22 protein-coding genes and 1 pseudogene are annotated in these 17,019 nt (G+C 33.6%); 7 read left to right on the top strand and 16 right to left on the bottom strand.

Annotation, left to right across the window (positions count from 1 at the left end; translation table 11 throughout):
• Positions 1 to 133: 133 nt before the first annotated feature.
• The 7 genes from CNR22_03780 to CNR22_03750 all read right to left on the bottom strand — a co-directional run bounded on the left by CNR22_03780 (position 134) and on the right by CNR22_03750 (position 4,362).
• On the bottom strand, positions 134 to 1,054 hold the full coding sequence (locus CNR22_03780; protein ID PBQ30927.1) for an AraC family transcriptional regulator: 921 nt from the start codon (positions 1,052 to 1,054) through the stop codon (positions 134 to 136).
• 21 nt (positions 1,055 to 1,075) lie between these two features.
• Positions 1,076 to 1,291: a hypothetical protein gene (locus CNR22_03775; protein ID PBQ30926.1), complete on the bottom strand. Its 216-nt coding sequence runs from the start codon at positions 1,289 to 1,291 to the stop codon at positions 1,076 to 1,078.
• Between the two features lie 60 nt (positions 1,292 to 1,351).
• Positions 1,352 to 2,254, bottom strand: coding sequence for an NAD-dependent dehydratase (locus CNR22_03770; protein ID PBQ30925.1), 903 nt, complete (start codon positions 2,252 to 2,254; stop codon positions 1,352 to 1,354).
• Positions 2,255 to 2,493: 239 nt separating this feature from the next.
• Positions 2,494 to 2,709 (bottom strand): hypothetical protein, encoded by a 216-nt coding sequence (locus CNR22_03765; GenBank protein PBQ30924.1) that lies wholly within the window; start codon positions 2,707 to 2,709, stop codon positions 2,494 to 2,496.
• Positions 2,710 to 2,722: 13 nt separating this feature from the next.
• Complete coding sequence (locus tag CNR22_03760) at positions 2,723 to 2,926, bottom strand: hypothetical protein (GenBank protein ID PBQ30923.1); 204 nt, start codon at positions 2,924 to 2,926, stop codon at positions 2,723 to 2,725.
• Between the two features lie 4 nt (positions 2,927 to 2,930).
• Positions 2,931 to 3,863: a ketopantoate reductase gene (locus CNR22_03755; GenBank protein ID PBQ30922.1), complete on the bottom strand. Its 933-nt coding sequence runs from the start codon at positions 3,861 to 3,863 to the stop codon at positions 2,931 to 2,933.
• A gap of 25 nt (positions 3,864 to 3,888) precedes the next feature.
• Positions 3,889 to 4,362 carry a hypothetical protein gene (locus CNR22_03750; GenBank protein ID PBQ30921.1) on the bottom strand — a complete coding sequence of 158 codons (474 nt, stop codon included), beginning with the start codon at positions 4,360 to 4,362 and terminating at the stop codon, positions 3,889 to 3,891.
• Between the two features lie 189 nt (positions 4,363 to 4,551).
• On the opposite strand from CNR22_03750, the gene CNR22_03745 reads away from it, so the two are divergent.
• Positions 4,552 to 4,911, top strand: coding sequence for a transcriptional regulator (locus tag CNR22_03745; GenBank protein PBQ34803.1), 360 nt, complete (start codon positions 4,552 to 4,554; stop codon positions 4,909 to 4,911).
• A 75-nt stretch (positions 4,912 to 4,986) separates the two neighbouring features.
• On the opposite strand, the pseudogene CNR22_03740 reads toward CNR22_03745, so the two are convergent.
• The 4 genes and pseudogenes from CNR22_03740 to CNR22_03725 all read right to left on the bottom strand — a co-directional run bounded on the left by CNR22_03740 (position 4,987) and on the right by CNR22_03725 (position 8,749).
• Positions 4,987 to 6,134, bottom strand: a pseudogene (locus tag CNR22_03740) (2-polyprenyl-6-methoxyphenol hydroxylase).
• A gap of 62 nt (positions 6,135 to 6,196) precedes the next feature.
• Positions 6,197 to 6,961, bottom strand: a complete 765-nt coding sequence (locus CNR22_03735; GenBank protein PBQ30920.1) for a transcriptional regulator — start codon at positions 6,959 to 6,961, stop codon at positions 6,197 to 6,199.
• A 254-nt stretch (positions 6,962 to 7,215) separates the two neighbouring features.
• Positions 7,216 to 8,232: a hypothetical protein gene (locus tag CNR22_03730; protein PBQ30919.1), complete on the bottom strand. Its 1,017-nt coding sequence runs from the start codon at positions 8,230 to 8,232 to the stop codon at positions 7,216 to 7,218.
• Positions 8,233 to 8,371: 139 nt separating this feature from the next.
• A complete protein-coding gene (locus CNR22_03725; protein PBQ30918.1) occupies positions 8,372 to 8,749 on the bottom strand; it encodes a transcriptional regulator in 378 nt (125 codons plus the stop codon).
• 110 nt (positions 8,750 to 8,859) lie between these two features.
• Between CNR22_03725 and CNR22_03720 the strand changes: the two genes are divergently transcribed.
• From CNR22_03720 to CNR22_03700, 5 genes are all read left to right on the top strand, one after another.
• Complete coding sequence (locus tag CNR22_03720; protein ID PBQ30917.1) at positions 8,860 to 9,861, top strand: pyridine nucleotide-disulfide oxidoreductase; 1,002 nt, start codon at positions 8,860 to 8,862, stop codon at positions 9,859 to 9,861.
• A gap of 16 nt (positions 9,862 to 9,877) precedes the next feature.
• Positions 9,878 to 10,123 (top strand): hypothetical protein, encoded by a 246-nt coding sequence (locus CNR22_03715; GenBank protein PBQ30916.1) that lies wholly within the window; start codon positions 9,878 to 9,880, stop codon positions 10,121 to 10,123.
• Between the two features lie 64 nt (positions 10,124 to 10,187).
• On the top strand, positions 10,188 to 10,862 hold the full coding sequence (locus tag CNR22_03710) for an SAM-dependent methyltransferase (GenBank protein ID PBQ30915.1): 675 nt from the start codon (positions 10,188 to 10,190) through the stop codon (positions 10,860 to 10,862).
• 1 nt (position 10,863) lies between these two features.
• Positions 10,864 to 11,490, top strand: coding sequence for an SAM-dependent methyltransferase (locus CNR22_03705; protein ID PBQ30914.1), 627 nt, complete (start codon positions 10,864 to 10,866; stop codon positions 11,488 to 11,490).
• A gap of 65 nt (positions 11,491 to 11,555) precedes the next feature.
• Complete coding sequence (locus CNR22_03700; GenBank protein PBQ30913.1) at positions 11,556 to 11,846, top strand: hypothetical protein; 291 nt, start codon at positions 11,556 to 11,558, stop codon at positions 11,844 to 11,846.
• Positions 11,847 to 11,987: 141 nt separating this feature from the next.
• Here CNR22_03700 and CNR22_03695 read toward each other — a convergent pair whose 3' ends face one another.
• Positions 11,988 to 12,395, bottom strand: a complete 408-nt coding sequence (locus CNR22_03695) for a hypothetical protein (GenBank protein ID PBQ30912.1) — start codon at positions 12,393 to 12,395, stop codon at positions 11,988 to 11,990.
• Positions 12,396 to 12,443: 48 nt separating this feature from the next.
• Positions 12,444 to 13,544, bottom strand: coding sequence for an FAD-binding monooxygenase (locus CNR22_03690; GenBank protein PBQ30911.1), 1,101 nt, complete (start codon positions 13,542 to 13,544; stop codon positions 12,444 to 12,446).
• A gap of 88 nt (positions 13,545 to 13,632) precedes the next feature.
• Between CNR22_03690 and CNR22_03685 the strand changes: the two genes are divergently transcribed.
• A complete protein-coding gene (locus CNR22_03685; GenBank protein ID PBQ30910.1) occupies positions 13,633 to 14,598 on the top strand; it encodes an AraC family transcriptional regulator in 966 nt (321 codons plus the stop codon).
• On the opposite strand, the gene CNR22_03680 is transcribed toward CNR22_03685, so the two are convergent.
• From CNR22_03680 to CNR22_03670, 3 genes are read right to left on the bottom strand one after another with little or no spacing between them, the layout of a single operon-like run.
• Entirely contained in the window at positions 14,591 to 15,511 is a 921-nt protein-coding gene (locus CNR22_03680; protein PBQ30909.1) for an AraC family transcriptional regulator, read from the bottom strand. The genes CNR22_03685 and CNR22_03680 overlap by 8 nt on opposite strands.
• Before the next feature lie 30 nt (positions 15,512 to 15,541).
• Positions 15,542 to 15,997: an SIGNAL peptide protein gene (locus CNR22_03675; protein ID PBQ30908.1), complete on the bottom strand. Its 456-nt coding sequence runs from the start codon at positions 15,995 to 15,997 to the stop codon at positions 15,542 to 15,544.
• A complete protein-coding gene (locus tag CNR22_03670; protein ID PBQ30907.1) occupies positions 15,994 to 16,974 on the bottom strand; it encodes an NAD-dependent dehydratase in 981 nt (326 codons plus the stop codon). The genes CNR22_03675 and CNR22_03670 overlap by 4 nt, the downstream gene beginning before the upstream one ends.
• Positions 16,975 to 17,019 lie beyond the last annotated feature (45 nt).

The raw sequence follows: 17,019 nt of genomic DNA, 5'->3' as shown, positions 1-17,019 counted from the left end.
ATAATAGAACAAAGATCGCTGGAAACGAAATAGTATAATTAGCCCAATCAATGAATAGTGTATCTAAATCGTGAATTTTATAGGCAATGTAATGGCGCTAATTTTCGCCATATTACTTCTCAAATACTGAGTGTCAGTTAAATGAGGATCTAAACTCCAAAGGGCTTTGATTAGTTTTTACTTTGAACAACTTACTAAAAGACTGAGAATGTTCAAAGCCTAATTCATAAGCGATTTCGCTGACTGATAAATTACTTGTAGATAATTTTTCCTTCGCTTTTTCAATTAGCTTGTCGTGAATATGTTGCTGTGTACTTTGCCCGGTTAATACTTTTAGCAGATCACTTAAATAGTTTGGCGATATATTAAGTTTATCGGCAATGAATTGAACGGTTGGCAACCCCTTTGAAATCAAATTATCGCTATTGAAATAGTCATTCAATAGTTCCTCTAAGCGATTAAGAATTTTGTGATTGGTAATTTTTCTGGTGATAAATTGTCTTTCATAAAACCGTTCTGAATAATTGAGTAGTGCCTCAATATGCGAAATGATAATGCTTTGGCTAAACTTGTCAATGTTAGCATGGTACTCTTGTTCAATGTTTGCTATGATTCCGTTAATAGTTGTTTCTTCTTTTCCAGAAACAAACAAGGCTTCATTTACCGAATAATTAAAAAAGTCATATTGCTTAATAATTTTGGCAAGTGGTGTATTCCAAAAAAAATCGGGGTGGATAAGCAACATAAAGCCTGATTTTTTTTCTTTTGTTTTACTATCGGGTTCAATCCTTAAAATCTGATTGGGCGAAATGAAAAACATAATCCCCTCGTCAAAATCGTATTCTTGTTGTCCATATTTGAGTTTGGCATTTATTCCTCGCTTTATGGAAATTTGATAAAAATCAAATACCCAATTTGTTTCGGCAATATCGGCAGGTCGCTGAACGGCACTATAATCTACCACACTAATCAGTGGGTGTTCGGGTTGTGGTAAGCCCCTTAAACGATGAAATTCGCTAATGGTTTTTATTCGTTTTGTTCGTTTGTGTTCCATACTGCAAATTTAAAAAATATATTATTTTTTTATCCAGTCACCTAACAACTTCATTACAAAAGGCATTAAAATAAATACCATTGTTGGCACTAAAATAAGTGTCATAACTAAAGTACGAAGCGGTACAAATTCTATTTGCATTAAGTATTTACCAAAGATCATAAATACTGCTGTTATTAAAGGATAGATGGCAAGCCAAATAACGATTGCCATTTTCCATTTTTTAGGTGGTTTCATATTTGTAAAGATATTTTATTTAATTGTTATTTTAATTTATTAGAATGTTGTTTTTTGACATTAAGCATTGTAAACAATGGCAAATTCTTTCGCAAAATCAGCCAGTTTCACTTTGCCCAATGTTGGTTTGTTCCGGTAATAATCTTCATATATCGCACCAGTGCCTTGACTTGCTTGCATTTCCACAAACCCTTTGGCTATTTGCTCGTTGAAGCCTATGTTTAACCAATTTGTCAAAAGTTGTTCGTCAGAAATAACCTGCCACTGTAAATCGGGCTTACCGATTGCTTCTCCAAGTGCTTTTGCAATTTCGTTTGGAGAAAGTTCATCGCTTGCCACATAACGAACGGTTCGGCCTGCAAATGGCTTTTCCATTTCCTCAGAAATCACAGTCGCAATATCCAAAGGAGAAACCCAAGGTTCTTTGCTGTTGCCACCATAATTGGAAATGATTGCACCTTTATGTTTTATTGTTTGCACGAACGAAAACATATTGATGTAAAAACCAACTGGGCGAACGAATTTAATAGAAATGTTATCAGGCAACTGTCTTAAAAGGGTTTCTACATTGTAATGAAAAATCAAAATACCGGTTCCTTTGTCAGTATGCGCGCCAACGCTGCTCAAATGCACCACTTGTTTTACGCCTGATTGTTCAACTGCCTTTTTATAGTTGTTACCAATTTTATTGATCGTTTCTATAAAATCGACTTCTTTATCAAACATATCGCCTGCTGCTTCCATTGTTTCCATTAAGTAAACGATGTCAGCATCTTTGAAAGATGTTATTAAAAAATCAACGTCAAATATATTGCCGATAGCGGCTTTTGCGCCCAATGCTTCTATATCTTTTTGTCTTTCTGCATTACTGCTGATAACTGTTACTGAATGTCCTTTTTGCACCAAATCCTGCGTGAGTGGCTTTCCGATGTTTCCAAGTGAACCTGTTAATACGATTTTCATTTTTGCTGTTATTTTATTTTTGTTAAATAATTTATGGTGCAAAAGTGAGTATAATAGAACTAGTTAATGTAGCCAAATCTCTGAATGTTGTAGTCGAAAGAGGGAAGACAAACACCTCCGTTTTCAGGGTTTGCTGTTTCGTATTTTATTTATAGTGAAAAGCATATTGTTATAAAACCAAAGAAGTATCAACGTAGTTCTAATAACTAAATTCAACAATTCTGTTTTTATTTAGACTATCAAATTAAAGCCTCACATTGAAATCCTTGATTAATTAAAATACTTATTATTCGTTCTTTATCTATTTCAACACCTTCTATTCTCAATATTTTATCACAGTCTTCGAGATCAAAATTTATAATAAGATTAGAATCCATGCGAGTTAATGCCCTTAAAATATTTTTTGCATCTGATATTTCAAAAACATTTGTTTTAAATACTTCTACGTTATTCATTAACTGAATCTTCCTATACAAATATGTAATTATTAAATATGTAGCTCATCATTATGCCCATTGGAATACCAATTAACGCGCCTATCAAGGATTTTTTGGCTTTTTTTGGTGATTGATCTTTATGTTTAAAGTATAGGACAAATCCTATTGGAGGAAACATATTTGACAGCATTAACCAAATTATTGGGAGTTTGTCTATTTTTTCGCTTTGTTTCATTTGATTAGTATTTTACGCGTGATTCATACCTTGGCAAACTAATTTTTAATTTTTCTGCCATAGCCATCACATCTTTAGCATAAGAATCAATTTCCTCCTGATTTGAATGATTGGAAAAACTATGCTTTAAGGGGGGTAAAAATCTAATTGCCAGTTTCATTCCAAAACTTATCAGCCAAGGTGGTACGCCAAATATTTTAAGAACCGGACTTTTTGTAATATCTACATTTCGGGCTTTTAGCAAGGGCAATAAGCCCTTTCCGTTTGCTATTGCATTCTTCCAGTGTTTGGTTGTTTGGAATGCCACAAGCATGGTGGTCTTAGCTTTTAAAATTTCTATAAGCATTGCGGCATTCATCGCAAAATGACCGAAAAGCCATGACCGAAAATCTTTACTTATTGTGCTTTTGATACCTGCTGATCTGAACAACTCTATTACTGCTAAATCTCTATCGGTTAATTCTGAATGAAAAGTGCCAATTGTAATACCTCCTAAAATAGAGCCGTTCAAGACCCCTTTACTATCAAAGCCTCCACCGGCTTGCGGAAAGCCCCATACTAATTGCTTAACAGGCAAACTTGCCACTTGTTCTAAAGGTTCTTCCCAGAAATTATTAAAGAGTAATACAGTTGCTTTACCAACTTTGTCTGACAAGTGCTCTGCTACTTTCTTAAAATGATAATGCTGTACGCTTACAAATATCAAATCGTAACTATGATCTGCATTAAAATCTTCTATCAAGGTAACAGGCCAATTTTCTTTCACAGGTATACCTCTTATTTTCTTTCGAGCATCTAAAAGGTTTAATGTTACGGTAGAACCGAATTCAGCTTTTCTACCAGGTCTTACATAAAACTCAACGGTGTGCCCTGCTTTTTCAAGTGCCCAAGCGTATTGTGTTGAAATAACCCCTCTGCCAAACATCAATATTTTCATTTTTTTTAAATTAGTTTGTATTGTTTTACTTCACATGATTAAACTCAATAGTTTTTCCTAAGATGGAAACGCCTTTATAAGCTCTAAAATAAAGTTTGTTCCCTTCTACGGTTGCCTTACAATCGTATAAATTACCATCGCTAAATGCATATATTTTTCCATCTGTATATGCGCCATCATTATACTTTAAGCTGAATACAAAAATGATACCTTGCAAACTTCGGTTTTTTAGTTTTTGGTCGGAATTTTTCACGTCCTTTTTGAATGTTTTTCCATCGGGTTCAAGAGCATCATTACTTGTTATGAGTTTAGCAAAATATGACTCTCCGCCTTTAAAAAATTCCCAAGTATATTCCTTGTCTGCAGATTCCCATTTGCCAACAATGCTATCAGGAACTGATGTCATACTGGTTAAAGAAACAATCATCCCTGTAAGTAATAGTAGTGACAATGTGGTTGGAATGGCTTTGCTCATGTGGGGTGTTACCATGCTTTTCATTTTCTAAATCAGGTTTTAATAAAATATTGAGCAAAGTTATCTACGCTTACTATATAAAATACACTTGTATACTTTAGTATAGTGAGATAGTTTTATTTAGAGGTAAATGATTGCTAACTTTGAATGGAAAGGTGACCCTTTTGGTAAATCAATTAATTTTAGAACATGTATAAAAACATAAAAACTCTTATGGATCTTAAAAAAACTGAAATAGATTTTAAGAATTGTGATCCGGATGTTGGTATGGCTTTATTGGAAGTGGTAAATTTATTTGCTGGTAAATGGCGAATGATAATTTTTGCAACTTTATATATGGAGGATATGAGATTTAAGGAACTTCAACAATACATTCCAAATATAACCCCTCGAATGCTCTCAAAGGAATTAAAGGATTTAGAAATGAGTGGCATTGTAAAACGACATGTTTATGATGAAATACCAGTATTAATTCAATATGGACTTACAGATTCTGCCAGGGAGCTTCTACCAACATTTAAGCAGTTTGTTGAGTGGGGCTTAAGACATAGAAAGAAAGCGAAAAAGAAGTAAGGACTTAATTGGAACTTTTTTTCATTTAGGCTAACTCAATGTCTGTTTCTTCCTGCTTAATTCCAGATACATAGTCTAACCTGCAAAAAAGTCGAGCATACTTTGCAATCCTTTGGGACCATGCATTATTTCACCATTTTCGAGCGATTCCTTCGCAGCAGCTGATGCTCTTTTTCGCATATTGATTTCAAAAACCGAAATAGCTTCCTCTAAAGTATTATGTATATTAGAAGTTAAACAATCACTCAATTCCAAGGCGTCAAGCATGGCCATATTCACACCCTCCCCAGCAAATGGCGGCATTACGTGTGCGGCATCGCCAATCATCGTAAGATTTGGTAGGGCTTTCCATGTTTGCTCTAAAGGCATACAATAAATAGGGATTGGCAGAAAAGGTGTTTCGGCATTTTCAAGTAACTCGTGCCACACATTGCTCCATTCAGGAAAATCATTCTTAAACCATGAAAGCACTTTAGCTTTATCTGCTAAATCCAATTGCTTTAATTGATTCTCGCCTGTTTTATAAGAGAGATAAAAAGAAACACTACCATCACCTTTTGAAGCGGTAATAAAACATTTACTGCTTCCAAACGCCATTATTTTTCCGCCTTTAAGAATTTCGTTGATATTTGGTATTGTTGAAGGATCATGTACACTTCCTAAATACCTGATATTCCAGAGTAAAACGATTTTATATCAGTAATGTATGGGCGAATTTTAGAGTTAGCTCCATCAGCACCAATTACAATATCCGCATACGCAGTTGCTCCATTTTTAAAATGGAGCAACCAGCCTTCATTTTGTTTCTCCATTGAACTAAACTGACTATTCCAAACCACCGTATTTGGTTGCAAAGACTCTAACAACATTTTTCTAAGCGGCCCTCTGTCAATTTCAGGGCGAAAATGAGGATTACCAAAATCTTCTTTCGGCTTTTCCTGATGGTCAGAAAAAAACACCTTAGCATTTTCATTTGCAATGATCATTCTATCCGCCCCAGGACGATAGTTCTTTTTAAACTCATTCAATAAGTTTGCTTCCCACAAAGCCGCCAATCCTGATTCGTGGTGCAAATCTAGTGTTGTGCCTTGCACACGGGCATCTTTATTGAGATCTCTTTCATATACTTTTACATCAACTCCTTTCATTTGCAGGAGTCTTGCTAATGTTAAGCCACCCGGGCCACCACCTACTATAGCTATTTTTCTATTTTCTAATAACATAATTTATATTGTTTAATTACAATACAAAATTGCTAAAGTAGCCTGAAATGAAATAGTATAAATCAGCCGTTTTTTACCAGGAGTTTTTTGATAGCAGTAATATCAATAAAACGATCATTTTTGTTTTTACTCAATTCTTTTGGTGTTACTCCTGAGTACTTCTTTGTTTCTTTAATGAAATGATTTTGGTCGGTAAAATTTTGTTCAGGGAAAAGGTTGCCTTCGCTGATGTGTTTGAACGAGGCGCTGAACCGAAGAATATTACAATATGCTTTGAGTGAAAGACCAAACTGTTGATTGAAGTAGCGATTTATCTGACGGCTACTCCAGTAAACCTTTTCAGAAAGCTCTTTTACTGTTATTGAACCTTGTGAAGAATATATAAGTTCAAATAACTTTTTTTTCCGGCTGTCAAGATCCTTAATTGACATGAATTCTATTTTCGATGTTACTTTTTTAGAAAAACTCTTCAAATTATTTAGATCGCTGTCTTTAAATTCCCAAAAATCCTTTTCAAGGCGTTTACCATAGTTTAATACATCTTTAATAGAATCGCTTAAAAGATATTCCACAGCTAATAATTTAAGCCCTACAGAAAACATTTTTGTACCTACAGGAATAACAACCTGGCTTGGTACAGTATCAATGCCTCTAACAACCGCTTCCCAATTCTCAGAGCCTCTTTTCATAAAAGTTAAATCAACCATTCCATTAGGGAGCAAAGTTGAAGGTATCTCCTTGCCAGTATTGTTTTCCAGCATCCAAAAACTATGAACGAAATGAGAAATGGAGTTATCAGGTAAAGATGACTTGATCGCCAATTGCATGATTAAATTAAGTGAGGGTTAACCACGTCAAAGATAGAACACTTATTTGTCAATTGAAACTCGCCTAAATCAAATCCTATTATTCGTTGTTGCATTTTTTGCCAGTCATTGTCGTTAGGTTCGGTCTGCTAACCTTGCAGGTAAAGTTTTGCAGCTACTTGCAGTTTTTTGCTGTGTCAAGTTACGCATTTGAGCGCGAACCCACAAAAAATGGAGTTTGTTTGCTGTTAGCGGTTCGTTGCTTTTCTCGCTTGTCATACAGTATCAAATTCTTTTGGGTATTTAACTGTCCCACTAACATTTTTAAGTCCGCCCTCCATAAGTTCAAGTCCCATAAATATATTTGTTGGAACGTCAAATGATGATTTAATATTCCACTTATTTGCAGGCACAAATCCAAATTTTGGATAATAATGTTCGTGTCCTAATACAATAACAGATTTAAAATTTAATTCTCTGGCTTTGTCAAGTCCTGTTCTTATTAATTGTCCGCCAATTCCTTTTTGTTGAAATTCAGGTCTAACTGCAATTGGTGCAAGTGCTAAACTTTCGAATTCGTTTTGGTTATTGTCAATAATTACAATCCTTGAAAATAAAATATGTCCTACAATTTTGTTGTCAATTGTAGCCACTAATGAAAGTTCTGGAATAAATGCTTTACTTTCACGCAATAGATTAACAAGTTTTGCTTCGTTCTCCTTTCCGAATGCAAGTGTATTTGTTTCATAAATTTCTATATAGTCTAAGTTATTTTCCTGCGTTATTTTTAATCCATTTTTTTTAATGTCAGTGGCTGGTAAGTCTTTTGTCATTCTATAATTTACAATTTCTACTCCATTTATTGTATTCTTTTGTTCCAATAATATCTTAAATTCTTTTTTTTCAAAAAATGGTTTGGCAGTAATACTTACGTCAGAGTTAAGGATTGTCGAGCCTCTTTTAATTGCTTCGATTTCAATTTCGTTATAAAGTCTGTCTGCAATTCCTTGCCGTTGAAAATCTTTGTGTACATATAAAAAGTCCAAATAGTCTTTGTCTTGTAATGAAGAATATCCTACTATTTTATTTTCCATGTGTGCTATTAAAAAATATTGTTTTTGTAATCTGTCTGTCCAACGATTGGTATGCTCAATTGATGAAGTCCAAACCTTAATTTGTTCAGGCGAATAGTCCTTTTTACAAACAGTTTCTATGGTTTCCACGAACAAGGTTTGCATTTCTGCCAAGTCACTAAGTAAGGCGGGTCTAATTGATATTTTTGAACTGCTCATTTTGTCTGTTGGGTGTCGTCATAGCCTGACAGCTAACTTGTGGATATGCGCTACTTATCCGATTATTAAGTATTTGTTCTCGTTTGTAAACATAAATATAATTAGTAGGTTACTCTCAAAATTACTAATTTCAATATTATTAAGCACAATCCTTACAAACCCCAACAAGCACACAATTTAATTTTTCTACCTTATAGCCTCTAGGAACTGAAAAGTTTACTAATGTTGGCATACATTGTATTGTTTCGCATTTTGTACAGCGGAAGTGAAAATGATTATCAGGCAGTTTCTTCTTGTCATCACATTTAACACAAACGGCAAAATATTGCTTTCCATCATCTGCTACTATTTTATGCACTATTCCATCTTCAACAAAGCGATTGAGGATTCTATACACCGTAACTCTGTCTGCCTCTACATCCATTTTGTTTTCAATAGCATGCTGGCTCATTGCTTTTCTTGAAGCTGTTAATATAGATAATACAGCGTCTTGTGATTCAGTATTTCTTCTTTTCATCTAGCTACAAATTTAACAAATAATGTTAATGCAACAAAATTGCAATAAATTAATGCAACATTGTTGCATTAAATGAAATTATAACTACATTTGTCGAAAGTTTAACAGAAATGAACAGAAGAGATGTTATAAAGCAAGGTGGGCTGGCTGCATTAGCACTTGCTATACCTCGTTCATTAACTGCGCTTATAAAGTATAATCCTATGATAGACAGTAAAAAATTTGATGTGATCATTATTGGCGGAAGCTATTCGGGGCTATCTGCGGCAATGGCATTGGGACGTTCGTTAAGGAATGTTCTAATTATAGATAGTGGATTACCCTGCAACCGCCAAACACCACATTCGCATAACTTCATTACTCATGATGGAGAAAAGCCGAGTATAATAGCGGAAAAGGCTAAAAGCCAGGTTTTAAATTATAGCACGGTAAAATTTTTGAATGACGTTGCTGTAAGCGGAAAGAAAATTGAAAATGGTTTTGTGATCACAACACAAAAAGGAGAAGAGATTGAGGCGAAGAAATTAGTTTTTGCTACGGGTATAAAAGACACTATGCCTGACATAAAAGGCCTTGCTGAGTGTTGGGGGATTTCGGTAGTGCATTGCCCTTATTGTCATGGTTACGAATTACGGAATAAAAACACCGGCATAATTGCCGATGGTGTTAAGGGTTTTCATTTAGCGTCTATGGTTAATAATCTTACGAATAAACTTACACTCCTTACAAATAGCAAGGCGGATTTCACGGAAGAACAAAGAGTAAAGTTAAATAAGCATGATATAGCCATTATTGAAACTACCATTAAAGAAATTGAACACAAAAATGGAATAATGAATAATGTAATTTTCTCAGATGGCAGTAAAAAAGCATTTGATGGACTTTATGCTGCGTTGCCATTTACACAACATTCTGATATTCCCACATCACTTGGCTGTGAACTTACAGAGCTTGGGTATTTAAAAGTGAGTCCATTTCAAGAAACCAATATCACTGGTGTGTTTGCCTGTGGTGATAATAGTAGTATGATGCGATCGGTAGCTAATGCCGTTTATACCGGGAACCTAACCGGGGCTGTGGTGAACGGTAAATTAGTAGAAGAGAAATTTTAATATAAAGCCACAAATAATGGTAGAAGTTTTTACAACAAATGTCCGAACCAAAATTCAAGCAGAACCCATTCTGAAATTACTTGAAAATTATTTTTCTGAATTGGAATTCAATTTTGATTTAGATGACTCAGATTCTCAAATTCCTTTTTGTCATAACATCCTTCGGGTAGAGGGAGCGACAATTAATTCAGAGAAAATAATAGCGCTGGTAAATCAAGCTGGATTTAAATGCACTATTTTAGAAGATAAAATTTGTAAATAATTATAACATGAAGGAAAGCAATTTATCAATTCAGATTTGTAGGGTATTATTTGTAGCCACTTTAATGACTTCATGCAATAGTAATGATCAATCAAACTCTAAAGAAAACAATATGGAACATAAAGAACACAACCACGGAAAACATTCTCATGCAGGGCATGGGTTTACAGATAAAAAAGCTGTAGAAGAAATGGCAAAAAAATTTGAATCACCTGAAAGAGATTCAATGCAGCAGCCTCAAAAGATATTGCAGTATATTGGAGATATAAAAGGGAATACCCTTATGGATATTGGGGCTGCAACTGGTTATTTTTCGGTAAAATTTGCTGATAAAGGCGCAAATGTTATTGCTGCGGATGTAAGCGAAGAGTTTCAGAATTATTTAAAGGAACGTATTGAAAAAAATAACATTAAAAACATTGAACTAAGAAAAACACCTTATGACAACCCTTTATTAAAGGATGGCGAAGCGGATATTGTTTTTATTGCAAATACGTATCATCATATTGAAAACCGAACAGACTATTTTAGTAAAGTTAAAAAGGGACTTAAACCGACTGGAGAATTAATAGTTGTTGATTACTTTAATACTGAATTACCGAAGGAAATAACAGCGCCTCCTATGGAAATAAGAGCATCTGTTGACCAAGTTGTGTTTGAGCTAAAGAAAGCGGGTTTTACTTCCTTTGAAGTTGAAGTGAACCTGTTGCCTTATCAATATATTATTAAAGCAAAATAATATGCCAGAATTTTGGGAGGAAAGTTTTAGAGATAAACAAGAGATGTGGGGATGGAAGCCCGCGGATTCCGCTATAGAAGCATCTCAATTATTTAAAAAATATGGATTAAAGAAGATCCTAATTCCCGGATTTGGTTACGGTAGAAATGCCAAGAATTTTACAGATAATGGTTTCAAGGTAACCGGAATTGAGATTTCTGAAACAGCAATTGATTTAGCAAAAAAACATTTTGGAGATGGTATAAAAGTATATCATGGTTCTGTTAATTCAATGCCGTATGACCAGGAAGTTTACGATGGAATTTTTTGTTATGCTTTAATCCATTTATTAAATGAGAATGAACGAATAAAACTGATTGCTAATTGTTATAATCAACTTAGACCTAATGGATACATGGTTTTTGTTTCAATTTCAAAATTGGATTTTAGATATGGACAAGGAAAAGAAACAAGCAAAGACTCATTTGAAACTTGGCCAGGTGTAACTTTGTTTTTTTATGATTCGGATTCAATTAAAACAGAATTTGGTAACTATGGTTTGATAGATGCTGAAGAAATTAATGAACCAATAAAGGATTTGAGTGATAAACCCAAACAAAACTTTTGGTATATAATATGCAAAAAGTAAAGTGGATAAAAAGCACTAATCAACTAAAAACAATTACACTAACAAACATTTTAAATTAATTAACTATGACACAAGAAGAAACAAAAAAGTGGCTCGAAGACAAACATGTTAAATTTAAAAGTCATTTGGGACTTTTATTACCTGCTCTTTATACTGACCCTGCTCATGAACATGCAAAAGAAATAGTTGAAGTTGGGGGAAGTCTTTTTATTACTAGGTTGCATAGCATAATGCATGATACAAATCCATGTAAGGTGTTAAATGGAGAAATGGAATCCTGTAAAGCTTCAATTCAACATTTTGAGTGGCGCATGGAGCAAATTGAAATAGAAAAGGAAAGATTAAAATGTAAGTAGTATGCGGCAGACATTTCTATAGATCCCAAACCTATTGCTGAAACGAGAGGGAAATTTGTCTCATTTTTTCTGTTCATGATTTTTAGTTTAAAATTAATAAAGGAACAAGTCATCGAAAGCCTTTTATAAGGTTAAGCCTGATTAATCATTTATCCTATTTCTGCGAGACCCAAATGAGTATCCCATGCGGGAACACGGAAAGAAACTGAACACAAGTAACAACCAAAACCAAAGTGGTTCTATTACCATTACCAGATAACATCCCGCTAATACAGAAAATAATAACCCAACAATTGTAGCAGTTTTCTTACTCCCTTTCATTCGTGAAATAACGAAACCACTTAACAATCCACCTAGAATACCCGCGAACAATTTACCAACCAGCAGACCTGTTGATGAGTGTATAAAAATATACTTTACAGAATCTACATTGTCTACTAACGATGGGATTGCAGGCGGAGGGAAGAAGTATTGTGTAATGAGTGTAACTAAAATGATAGTAGCAATTGTTGTTATTGCACCAACTATACCTGTTAATAATGATTTCATCCTATTTATTTTTAATAATTTAATTATGATTTAACTGAATACACTCTTTTAATTCATTGCTTTATTCCTTGCGTCTATTGCTTCTTGTGTTTCGGGCAAAAGAAATTCAATGCCTTTATAGACTGTTGCCTGCAAAGAATCAACGAATGGCCTAAATGATTCGTTGTATTTCTGAAATGCAATTTTATAATCATCACTACTAGCAATTGCATCTGCCAGAGCCGTTGCTCCTTGCATAGCTAAAGTCACTCCCATACCAGTGGGGAATGCGGGGGCATAACCTGCGTCACCAATTAATGCGACCCTTCCATTCGTCCAGGTTGGCATTTTTATTTGACAACCTTGGTCGAAATAAAAGTTTTTGGCGTTTTTAATTACCTCAAGAAGTTGTGGCACTTTCCACCCTACGTTTTTAAAAGCATCTATAACTATTTTTTTTTGTGCTTCGGTATCTCTAAAATCATAAGCAATTTTATGAGGTGATTTAAAAGCTAATAGAGCGTCAGCAAAACCTCTATTATAAAAGTATATTGTTGCCATGTGATTTGGGGTATTGAACACTTGCCCTGTGTTTATTTTACCAAAACTTTCGTCCACCTGCATAATTGTAAAATAGAAATTTAAGAAATTGGTAAACTGCTCCTCAGGCCCAAAAACTAATTTTCTTACGCCTGAGTGAAGCCCATCAGCACCTATTAAAAGATCATAAGATTCACACTTTTCATCATTAAACGTAACTATAACTGCATCATTACTTTGTTCAATCTTTTTTATTTGATTACTAAACTTATACTCAATACCTTCTTGTGTATTTGCATATATGATATTCACTAAATCATCTCGTCTGATTTCAATATCTTCACCCGGTCTAATAGATATTTCATCGACAAGCATCCTTCCCTCTACTAAACTCTCTGCGTTCATGAATTCCATACCCATTGTAGGAAGTTTTGCAGCTTTTAGCTCATCGATTATCCCCATGCGCATGGCGGTATCCAATGAATCGCCTCTCACATCTATGGGTGTTCCACCCATACGCGGTGCTGAGCCAATTTCTACTACGGCTACTTTGTAACCATATTTATTCATCCAATACGCCATTGTTAGCCCTGCAATGCTTGCTCCTGATATCAATACTGTTTTTTTCATTTTTGTTTGTTTTTATTATAACACAAAATTATTTGTATTTTTGCGTATAAAATAACCTTAAAAAATAATAAAATAGTCGTAAAACGAAATGAAGAAGCCGTCAAATATAGATAATTCAATCATTAAATTTGTCAATGCATTAGGCAAAGATACTCCCCAAGAATTGACCGCAGAATTTAAAAAATTTGAAATAAAAGTTTTTGAAGTCTATGATTTTGTACCGGATTTATTATTAACCATAAGGTCATATATTGTAAAGAAAAATTTCAAACATCGTTTTGAAAATATTAAGACAATTAAAAATGGAATTTTTTTTTCTTTTCATAATTTTTTTAAAGATGAACTGGATCAAAACTCTTCTATTAGAATTAAGGAAGAATTACCACATGTGAAAGTAATCCCAATGAATAGTACCCAAGAACATACTTTCCATAAAAATACTCACATGAAACATGTAGGGATACTTATTTGTACTGATTATCTCAAGGCTTTTTTAAAAGAAGATGCGGAAAAATTCGCGTACCTGTTGTCAAGTAAGGATAGTTTTGTTATGGAAGAGTTTATGTCTGATGATGTGTTACGAATAATAAATGAAATGGTAAACTCTAAAAAAGATGAAAGTCTATCAAAATTTCATTTTAAATTAAAAGCCATTGAACTCCTGTATTTACTTTTTCGCAGTCTTGACAAAAGAGAACAAGTTTCATTTCAAAGTCTGAAACCCATTGAAATTGAGAACCTATATAAAGTAAGAGATAGATTGATAGCTCATCTTGATATAGCACCTTCTCTTACGGAGTTAAAAGCCATTGCCTGCATGAATGAAATAAAACTTAGGAAACTATTTACTCAAGTTTTTGGCATGAGCATTTACGACTATTTCCAACTTGTACGTATGAAGGAAGCCGCAAGATTGTTGAAAGAAGCGGGCAAAAATGTATCAGAAGTGGGTTATGATTTAGGATTTACCAATCTTAGTCATTTTAGTAGGGAATTTGAGAAACATATAGGTGTGAAGCCCAAGAAGTATCAGGGTAGTTTGATGATTAGTTAAATTTCGCCCTAAACTCCAAAGGAGAAAGTTTAGTTTTTGTTTTAAATAATTTGCTAAAGGATTGCGAATACTCAAATCCCAATTCATAAGCAATTTCACTTACAGTTAAGTTTGTAGTTGACAATTTTTCCTTAGCTTTTTCTATTAATTTGGAATGAATGAGTTGTTGTGTATTTTGCCCGGTGAGTGTTTTAAGAACACCACTTAGGTAGTTTGGAGAAGTGCTTAATTGATTAGCTAAAAACTGTACGGTAGGTAAACCACTTTTAAGTAAATCATCATTTTTGAAATAATCATCAAGCAACTTTTCTAATCGGTCAAGGATCTGATGATTACTTATTTTACGAGTAAGAAATTGCCGTTGGTAAAATCGGTCTGAATAATTGAACAAGGATTCTAATTGCGAAATAATAATGCTTTCACTAAACTTGTCAATATTAGAATGATACTCCTGCTCAATATTTTTAATAATGTTGTTTAGAATAGTTTCTTCTTTCTCTGATACAAATAGAGCTTCATTTGCAGAATAATTAAAAAATTCATAATTTTTAATGAGCTTAGCTAGTGAAGTCCCCCATAAGAAATCAGGATGCACAAGTAACACAAAGCCGCTACTTTTAAAATCATCATCTGCCTGGAAAGAAAACACTTGATCTGGTGCTATATAAAATAAAATTCCTTCATCAAAATCATACTGTTGCTGACCATAACTGTATTTCACATTTCCATTCACTATTTTTTTTAGTGAAATCATATAAAAGTCGAAAACAACTTTTACTTTTTCTTCGCCTATATATGGTTTTATTTCTTCAAGATTTACAACACTTACCAAAGGGTGTTCAGGTTTTGACAGCCCAAGTATTTGATGATAGTCTTTTATAGATTTAATGCGATAAGGTGGTAGGTTTTCCATATTAAATAATCTATTTTAAGTAAAGGTAAATCAATCTTCTTTAACTTTCGATAGTGTAAGGCCGCGATTCAACCCGAAAAATGACAATCCCCAAAAACCTTTTATATTTAATGTGTCATCCTTTTCAATTGTTATAAATGAATCGTAGGTGTTACCATTTGCACCATCATAGTCATACAATTTACCTTTCCATCTATTTGTTTTGGCATCGTAAATGAAATTAGTCAAAAATACAACGCCGACTAACGGTAGTTTTCGTTTTATACTATCGGGATTATTACTATCTAAAACAGGGTTTCCATTGCTATCCATTGAGTTTTTCAAATAGATCAATTTTCCGAAATACTCATCCCCGTTTTTATAAATCAATACTTTACCTTCTTTTACTTTGCTAAACCAAGTGCCAATGATTTTATCTGCATTTTCTTGTGCAAGTGAACTATATGTCATATTTAAAATTGATATTACTATTAGAATATGCTTCATGAGTTTTTATATTTTGTTGCGAACTCTTTAGCAAAGTCTTTCATTTTTACTTTCCCCAACGTTTTCGGTTTATTTTTATAGTAATCTTCAAACAAATTGCCATTGTGCATAGTAATATTCATTTCAGTAAGTTCATTGGCTATAACATCGGATGCGCCAAATTGTTTTATTGCACTTGTCATTTGCTTATCGCTTATAAGAACCCATTTTAAATAAGGCTTACCAACTGCATTACCTAAAATAGTTGCTACTTGCTGACACGTTAGCTCTTCACTTACTACATATCTAATTTTACGTCCGGATTGTGTTAATGAAAATTCTTCTGCTATTGCAGAAGCAATATCAATAGGAGAAACCCAAGGAATCATGTCATTAGCTCCATAATTAGATAAAATAATTCCTGAATAGCCTTTTAATAATCCTTTAATTCCGTAATGCTGTAAGTAAATTATTTTCCCCACAAAACCCGCTAAAAAACCTCTTCCTTTTATCATATCCATAAAGGAATACACATTATAATCAAAAGAAACTGGACGTATGTGTGTAATAGAAATATCTGAAGGCAATTTTTTTAATACATTCTCAACAATATTATGAAAAACCAAAAGACCTGTCCCTGTTTCTTTTTCCGCACCAACACTGCTAAGATGAACTACCTTTTTTATATCAGCTTTTTGAATAGCTTGTGCATAGTTATTCGCAATCAATAAAGCGTCTTTTTTGTAATCAAGATTTTTATTTCCAAAAAAGTTGAATGGAGGAAGCATACAATATACAGCATCATGGCCTGAAAATGTTTGTATTAAAAAATTTACATCTTCGATCTTACCTATTGAAGCATTTGCGCCTAATGCTTCGATTTCATTTTTTCTATCATTAGAACTGCTTATTACAGTTACCGTATGACCTTGTTTGACTAATTGAATAATTAGTGGCTTACTTATATTACCTACTGAACCTGTTACAACTATTTTCATCTTTTTTTATTTAAGTTTATTAATATTAGGAGTATTGTGTTTAAT

The sequence above is a fragment of the Sphingobacteriaceae bacterium genome (genome assembly GCA_002319075.1).
Taxonomy (GTDB): domain Bacteria; phylum Bacteroidota; class Bacteroidia; order B-17B0; family Aurantibacillaceae; genus Aurantibacillus.
The sequence above is the reverse complement of the archived record's forward strand: the minus strand, read 5'-3'. Positions and strand labels throughout refer to the sequence as shown.

Coding starts and splice junctions, on each gene's coding strand:
- CNR22_03755 (PBQ30922.1), bottom strand. CDS start 3,863: ATGAAAATATTGATGTTTGGCAGAGGGGTTATTTCAACACAATACGCT.
- CNR22_03750 (PBQ30921.1), bottom strand. CDS start 4,362: ATGAAAAGCATGGTAACACCCCACATGAGCAAAGCCATTCCAACCACA.
- CNR22_03730 (PBQ30919.1), bottom strand. CDS start 8,232: ATGAGCAGTTCAAAAATATCAATTAGACCCGCCTTACTTAGTGACTTG.
- CNR22_03680 (PBQ30909.1), bottom strand. CDS start 15,511: ATGGAAAACCTACCACCTTATCGCATTAAATCTATAAAAGACTATCAT.
- CNR22_03770 (PBQ30925.1), bottom strand. CDS start 2,254: ATGAAAATCGTATTAACAGGTTCACTTGGAAACATCGGAAAGCCACTC.
- CNR22_03720 (PBQ30917.1), top strand. CDS start 8,860: ATGAACAGAAGAGATGTTATAAAGCAAGGTGGGCTGGCTGCATTAGCA.
- CNR22_03765 (PBQ30924.1), bottom strand. CDS start 2,709: ATGAATAACGTAGAAGTATTTAAAACAAATGTTTTTGAAATATCAGAT.
- CNR22_03705 (PBQ30914.1), top strand. CDS start 10,864: ATGCCAGAATTTTGGGAGGAAAGTTTTAGAGATAAACAAGAGATGTGG.
- CNR22_03695 (PBQ30912.1), bottom strand. CDS start 12,395: ATGAAATCATTATTAACAGGTATAGTTGGTGCAATAACAACAATTGCT.
- CNR22_03745 (PBQ34803.1), top strand. CDS start 4,552: ATGGATCTTAAAAAAACTGAAATAGATTTTAAGAATTGTGATCCGGAT.
- CNR22_03735 (PBQ30920.1), bottom strand. CDS start 6,961: ATGCAATTGGCGATCAAGTCATCTTTACCTGATAACTCCATTTCTCAT.
- CNR22_03710 (PBQ30915.1), top strand. CDS start 10,188: ATGACTTCATGCAATAGTAATGATCAATCAAACTCTAAAGAAAACAAT.
- CNR22_03725 (PBQ30918.1), bottom strand. CDS start 8,749: ATGAAAAGAAGAAATACTGAATCACAAGACGCTGTATTATCTATATTA.
- CNR22_03760 (PBQ30923.1), bottom strand. CDS start 2,926: ATGAAACAAAGCGAAAAAATAGACAAACTCCCAATAATTTGGTTAATG.
- CNR22_03780 (PBQ30927.1), bottom strand. CDS start 1,054: ATGGAACACAAACGAACAAAACGAATAAAAACCATTAGCGAATTTCAT.
- CNR22_03685 (PBQ30910.1), top strand. CDS start 13,633: ATGAAGAAGCCGTCAAATATAGATAATTCAATCATTAAATTTGTCAAT.
- CNR22_03700 (PBQ30913.1), top strand. CDS start 11,556: ATGACACAAGAAGAAACAAAAAAGTGGCTCGAAGACAAACATGTTAAA.
- CNR22_03775 (PBQ30926.1), bottom strand. CDS start 1,291: ATGAAACCACCTAAAAAATGGAAAATGGCAATCGTTATTTGGCTTGCC.
- CNR22_03675 (PBQ30908.1), bottom strand. CDS start 15,997: ATGAAGCATATTCTAATAGTAATATCAATTTTAAATATGACATATAGT.
- CNR22_03715 (PBQ30916.1), top strand. CDS start 9,878: ATGGTAGAAGTTTTTACAACAAATGTCCGAACCAAAATTCAAGCAGAA.
- CNR22_03670 (PBQ30907.1), bottom strand. CDS start 16,974: ATGAAAATAGTTGTAACAGGTTCAGTAGGTAATATAAGTAAGCCACTA.
- CNR22_03690 (PBQ30911.1), bottom strand. CDS start 13,544: ATGAAAAAAACAGTATTGATATCAGGAGCAAGCATTGCAGGGCTAACA.